The 6,101-nt window shown below is 69.2% G+C and carries 5 protein-coding genes and 2 pseudogenes; 5 read left to right on the forward strand and 2 right to left on the reverse strand.

Annotated elements, in window-relative coordinates:
- Positions 1–17: 17 nt before the first annotated feature.
- Positions 18–605 (reverse strand): TetR/AcrR family transcriptional regulator C-terminal domain-containing protein, encoded by a 588-nt coding sequence (locus ABD340_RS29770; RefSeq protein WP_344593397.1) that lies wholly within the window; start codon positions 603–605, stop codon positions 18–20.
- A gap of 42 nt (positions 606–647) precedes the next feature.
- Between ABD340_RS29770 and ABD340_RS29775 the strand changes: the two genes are divergently transcribed.
- The 5 genes and pseudogenes from ABD340_RS29775 (at position 648) to ABD340_RS29795 (ending at position 5,594) form a co-directional block, all read left to right on the forward strand.
- A complete protein-coding gene (locus ABD340_RS29775; protein ID WP_344593398.1) occupies positions 648–1,673 on the forward strand; it encodes an FAD-dependent monooxygenase in 1,026 nt (341 codons plus the stop codon).
- Entirely contained in the window at positions 1,568–2,005 is a 438-nt protein-coding gene (locus ABD340_RS29780) for an FAD-dependent monooxygenase family protein (RefSeq protein ID WP_344593410.1), read from the forward strand. The genes ABD340_RS29775 and ABD340_RS29780 overlap by 106 nt, the downstream gene beginning before the upstream one ends.
- Before the next feature lie 72 nt (positions 2,006–2,077).
- A complete protein-coding gene (istA, locus tag ABD340_RS29785; protein ID WP_344593399.1) occupies positions 2,078–3,313 on the forward strand; it encodes an IS21 family transposase in 1,236 nt (411 codons plus the stop codon).
- Positions 3,313–4,155 (forward strand): IS21-like element helper ATPase IstB, encoded by an 843-nt coding sequence (gene istB / locus ABD340_RS29790; RefSeq protein ID WP_344593401.1) that lies wholly within the window; start codon positions 3,313–3,315, stop codon positions 4,153–4,155. The genes istA and istB overlap by 1 nt, the downstream gene beginning before the upstream one ends.
- Positions 4,156–4,758: 603 nt before the next feature.
- Positions 4,759–5,594, forward strand: a pseudogene (locus tag ABD340_RS29795) (alpha/beta fold hydrolase).
- A gap of 116 nt (positions 5,595–5,710) precedes the next feature.
- Here ABD340_RS29795 and ABD340_RS29800 read toward each other — a convergent pair.
- Positions 5,711–6,101: pseudogene (locus tag ABD340_RS29800) on the reverse strand (integrase core domain-containing protein); the annotation flags it as partial.

The raw sequence follows: 6,101 nt of genomic DNA on the forward strand, positions 1-6,101 counted from the left end.
GCCGACGGGGACCAGGCTTACAGTGATCGCAGTATGAGGGACAGGCCGTAGTCGAAGCGTTCGTTGAACGAGGCGTCCTCCAACTGCGGCAGCACCTTGGCCAGTGAGGGGAAGCCGCCTGTGCCGACGGCTTCGACCAGACGGCCGTCTCCCGGTAGCGGGGCGGCCTGTTCTTCTTGGGCCAGCCCCAGCGTGAAGTACACGATGGTCCAGCAGGTCCAGGCCGCTTTCCGCGCGTCGAGGCCGCCGTCGAGCAGGGCCTCGACCATTGTGTCGGCGAAGTGCAGGGTCGCGGGTTTGGCCGCGTAGGTTCCGGTCACGACGGCGGCCCCGTCGCGGTGCGCCAGGAGCGCGGCGCGGTAGCGGCGTGCGAGCTCGTGCACCCGTTCCTTCCAGGGTGCGGGGAGATCTCGCGTGGACGCCTCGGCGACGATCGCGTCGGCCATGAGCTCCATCAGGTGGGCCTTGGACTTGGCGTGCCACAGCACGGTGTTCATCCGTACGCCCAGGCGCTCGGCGATGGCGCGCATCGACACCGCCTCGACGCCCTTGTCCTCCAGGATCTCCAGCGCCGTCTGGACGACCGCCTCTTGCTTTTTGGTCACCGACCAAGTTTATTGTTGGTCACTGACCAAGAGGAGGGTTTCATGGAACAGGTCATCGTGGTCGGAGCGGGCCCGGTGGGACTGTGGCTGGCCGCCGAGCTGCGGCTGGGCGGCGTGCAGGTCATGGTGCTGGAGGCCAGGCAGGAGCGCGATCCGCACTCCAAGGCGCTCACCATCCATCCCCGCACGCTGGAGATCCTGGCCTTCCGCGGCATCGTGGACCGCTTCCTGGCCGAGGGGCCGCACATCCCCAGCGGCCACTTCGGCGGGCTGGACGACCGCATGGACTTCAGCGTGCTGGACACGCCGTTCCCGTTCACGCTGGCGCTACCGCAGGCCCGCACGGAGGAGCTGCTGGAGGAGCACGCGCTCGCCGCGGGCGCCACGGTACGGCGCGGCCACCGTGTCACCGGCCTCACCCAGGACGCCGACGCGGTGACGGTGACCGCAGAAGGTCCGGCCGGGCCGTACACGCTGACGGCGGCCTACGTCGTGGGCTGCGACGGAACGGCCAGTGCCGTCCGCCAGGCGGCGGGCATCGGCTTCCCCGGCACCGGCACCACCGTGTGGGGCTGGCTCGGCGACGTCGTGCTCGACCGGCCCCCGGCGGGCATCGCCAACCTGTCCGGCCTACACGGCGGCCTGATGATCGTTCCGCTTCCGGGCGGCGTCCACCGGATCGTCGGCAGCGACCCCGCCAGTGTCCGGTCCGACCGGCCGGGCGAGCTCACCCTTGACGAGCTGCGCGCCAAGGTCACCCGCATCGTCGGCACCGACCACGGCATGCGCGATCCGCGATGGCTGTCCCGCTTCGGCAACGCCACCCGCCAGGCCGAGCGCTACCGGGCCGGCCGGGTCTTCCTCGCCGGGGACGCCGCGCACATGCACTTCCCGACCGGCGGCGTCGGCCCAACGTGGGTGTCCAGGACGCCACCAACCTCGGCTGGAAGCTGGCCGCGACCATCACCGGGACCGCGAAGGACGACCTCCTGGACACCTACCAAGCCGAACGCCACCCCGTCGGCGCCGACCTGCTGGTCAGTACGCGGGCGCAGACCGCGCTCATGACGGCGTTCACCCCCGAAGGGCAGGACCTGCGGGCGCTGCTCAGCCGCCTCATCGCCACCGTGCCCGAGTTGTCCAGGGAGCTGGCCGAACGGTTGTCGGGACTCGCGGTCGCCTATGAGCGCCCTCCGGGTGTGCATCCGCTGACCGGGAGGCGGGCACCCAATCTGCGGCTGCCGGACGGCGAACTGTTCACCCTGCTCCACCCAGGGCGCCATGTGCTCCTGGACCTGACGACCACACCGCACGAAGGATGGCCGGCGGCCGCGCTCATCCGCCCCGACGGCCACGTGGCCTGGGCCGGCGACGACCCCTCCAAAGCCTCGCGAAGCTAGACGGTGTCGACGACGCGTGAAGACTGACCCCCAGGCGGCGGCCGAAATCTGACCCCCTCCACTCTCTGAAGGGTGATCAAGGTGGAGGACTGGGCGGAGATCCGCCGGTTGCACCGGGCCGAGCAGATGCCGATCAAGGCGATCGCCCGGCGGCTGGGCATCTCGAAGAACACCGTCAAGCGGGCGTTGGCGGCTGACGAGCCGCCCAAGTACCGGCGGGTGAGTAAGGGGTCGATCGTGGACGCGGTGGAGCCGCAGATCCGGGCGCTGTTGGAGGAGTTCCCGGACATGCCCGCCACGGTGATCGCCGAGCGGATCGGCTGGGACCGGTCGATGACGGTGCTCAAGGACCGGGTCCGGCTATTGCGGCCGCAGTATCGGCCCGTCGACCCGGCATCGCGGACCGCCTATGAGCCTGGTGAGCTGGCGCAATGCGATCTGTGGTTCCCGCCGGCCAAGGTGCCGATCGGGGCCGGCCAGCAGGCCAGCCCGCCGGTGCTGGTCATGGTCAGCGGGTATTCGCGGTGGCTGATGGCGCAAATGCTGCCCTCGCGGGCGGCCGGTGACCTGTTCGCCGGGATGTGGGCGCTGCTGCGCGCGCTGGGCGCCGTCCCCAAGACGCTGGTCTGGGACAACGAGAGCGCGATCGGCCAGTGGAAAGGCGGCCGGCCCCAGCTGACGGCCGAAGCCAACGCGTTCCGCGGCACGCTGGGCGTGACGATTCTGCAGTGCCGGCCGGGTGATCCCGAGGCCAAGGGCCTTGTCGAGCGGGCCAACGGCTATCTGGAGACCTCGTTCCTGCCCGGCCGGTCGTTCGCCAGCCCGGACGACTTCAACACCCAGCTGACCCGCTGGCTGGGCCATCGGGCCAACGTGCGTCATCACCGGCGGATCGAGTGCCGGCCCGCCGACCGGATCGTCGCCGATCGGGCGGCGATGGTCGCGCTGCCGCCGGTCGCCCCGCTGGTCGGCTGGCGGACGGCGACCCGACTGGCCCGCGACCACTACGTCCGCGTCGCCTCCAACGACTACTCGGTCCACCCCACGGCGATCGGCCGGCTGGTCGAGGTCGTCGCCGACCTGGAGCAAGTGAGGGTCACCTGCGGCGGACAAGGTGTCGCGTCGCACCCGCGATGCTGGGCTGCCCACCAGACCATCACCGACCCCGTTCATGCCCAGGCTGCCACGGTGATGCGCCGCTCCCGCCTGCAGATCGCCCAGGCTCCAGCCGACACCCCGGTCGAGCAGCGGCAGCTCAGCGACTACGACGCCCTGTTCGGCGTCGACGGCGCCGAGGGAGTGGCGTGATGGCGACCACGCGAGCTACCAAGAACACAGCGACGGCCACGGTCGCCGCAGCCGTCGGCAGCGGCCGCAACCTCACGGCCGAGCTGGCCTACCTCACCCGCGTGCTCAAGGCGCCGTCCTTGCATGCCGCCGTCGAGCGGCTGGCCGAGCGAGCACGGGCCGAGTCCTGGACTCATGAGGAGTTCCTGGCCGCCTGCCTGCAACGCGAGGTCGCCGCCCGCGAGTCGCACGGCGGTGAGGCCCGCATCCGCTCAGCCCGGTTCCCCGCCCGCAAGGCATTGGAGGATTTCGACTTCGACCACCAGCGCTCCCTCAAACGCGAGGTCATCGCCCACCTGGGCACCCTGGACTTCGTTGCCGCCCGCGAGAACGTGGTGTTCCTGGGCCCGCCGGGCACCGGCAAGACCCATCTGTCGATCGGGCTGGGCATCCGGGCCTGCCAGGCCGGACACCGGGTTGCGTTCGCCACCGCCGCCGAGTGGGTGGCCCGCCTTGCCGACGCGCACGCCGCCGGACGCCTGCAAGACGAACTCACCAAGCTCGCCCGCATCCCCGTGCTGATCGTCGATGAGGTCGGCTACATCCCCTTCGAACCCGAAGCCGCCAACCTGTTCTTCCAGCTGGTGTCCAGCCGCTACGAACGGGCCTCGCTGATCGTCACTAGCAACAAACCCTTCGGACGCTGGGGCGAGGTATTCGGCGACGACGTCGTCGCAGCAGCCATGATCGACCGCCTCGTCCACCACGCCGAGGTCATCAGTCTGAAGGGAGACAGCTACCGCCTCAAAAACCGCGACCTGGGCCGCGTCCCCGCGGCCGACACCAGCAACGATCAGCAGTAACAACCAACAAACAGGGGGTCAACTTTCAGACGTCCCCAGGGGGTCAGGATTCGCGCGACGTTGACAGACGGCTCCTCCGGCCCGTTGTCACCGGGCCGCCGGCCATGCCTCACCGGAGGCCACCAGCAAGACTCGCACTGCGCGTGGGCGCGCAGAAACTGAGCCGTCCGGTGAAGGTCAGCCTGCCTGGATCCATCCGCGCCGCGACTGCCCGTTGCACCATCCGCCACACCGCTGAGCTGATTCTCCCGAGCGGCCCCATCCGGACCACGTGCCGTTGCAGTACGAGCCCGCGACCGATTCGCGAGCTCGGGCGGCCGACGTAGGTTCGGGCACGCTGAAGGGGCCTTTGGCTCACAACCCGATCGAGGAGTCGACTGCACCACCCGGCACGTCCTCGAGAAGAAGACCAGCAACGGCCAGCTATGGGGGGAGCGGCTGGCGGGAGCCACCAGCCAGACCAAGTACCACGCGTACACCGTGCTGGAGTCGATCCGCCTGGAACGGCCCGGCCCCGACTACCGCTTGCGGGGAGAGCACCCCGGCCCTTCCAGACCTGACGCCACCCGACCGTCATTCCGCACCGAGATTAAGGACCAGGACATGGCAACCGCCACCGTCGGCACAGAGAACAGTGCCCCCATCGAGATCGCGTACACCGACCGCGACAGCGGCCAGCCCGTCGTCCTTATCCACGGCTATCCCCTGGACCCGAGTCGGGAGCGCCAGGAGCGGGACATCATTGACGCCGGCTACCGGGTCATCACCTACGATCGCCGAGGCTTCGGGGATTCGACGAAGGTGGGAAGCGGTTACGACTACGACACGTACGCCGATGACCTCAACGTCCTGCTGAGGACATGCGTGACGTCATCCTCGTCGGCTTCTCGATGGGAACGGGAGAGCTTGCCCGCTACGTCAGCCGCCACGGCCACGAGCGCGTCGCGAAGCTCGCTTTCCTCGCTTCGCTCGAGCCGTTCCTCGTCAAGGCCGACGACAACCCGACCGGCTTGCCCCAGGACGTCTTCGACGGCATCGCGAAGGCCGCGGAGGACGACCGCTTCGCGTGGTTCACGCAGTTCTACGAGAACTTCTACAACCTCGACGAAACGCTCGGCTCGCGCATCAGCCAGCAAGTCGTGACCGCCAACTGGAACACCGCCACGAAGTCGGCGCCGGTCGCCGCGTACGCCGTCGTGCCATCCTGGATCGAGGACTTCCGCCGCGACGTGGGAGCCGTCCGTGAGAGTGGGAAGCCGGCGTTCATCCTGCACGGGACCGCGGACCGGATCCTGCCGATCGACGCGACCGCCCGACCGTTCCGGGATCTGCTTCCCGAGTCGGAGTACGTCGAGATCCCCGGTGCTCCGCACGGGCTCCTGTGGACGCATGCGGACGAGGTGAACAGGCCGCTGCTCCGCTTCATCGTCGAGGGCTGAGAGGTCGCCCTGCGCGGCCGTCCGCATCGGCTCCCACGAGAAGCCCTCCAGCCCCGGCACCACAGCGCGGAGCGTGTCCAGGACACGGGTGAAGCGCCCCGGTTTCGATAGAGGCTCTAAGTTGTGACTGTGACCTGCGGTTCTGTGCGGTTCTGGAAGTAGCCGACCTCGTATTCGTCGGGTGGGACGTGGCCGATCTCACCGTGCAGGCGGGTGGTGTTGTACCAGTTGACCCATTCGGCGGTGGCCAGTTCGACGCCGGTCAGGTGCTTCCACGGGCCACCGCGGTTTGATCAGCTCGGTCTTGTACAGGCCGATCGCCGACTTCATCAGCGCGTTGTCGAGCGCGTCGCCGACGGTGCCGATCGAGGCGTCGATCCCGGTCTCGACCAGGTGGGCAGTGAAGCGGAAGCTGGTGTATTGGGTGGGCTCAACCGGTCGTCGGAGTGGTGCACCAGGCCCGGGCCGACCGGCCGTCCGGCCCGGTCACGCCGCCACAGCGCCATG

It is taken from the genome of Actinomadura vinacea (assembly GCF_039532545.1).
GTDB classification, from domain to species: domain Bacteria; phylum Actinomycetota; class Actinomycetes; order Streptosporangiales; family Streptosporangiaceae; genus Spirillospora; species Spirillospora vinacea.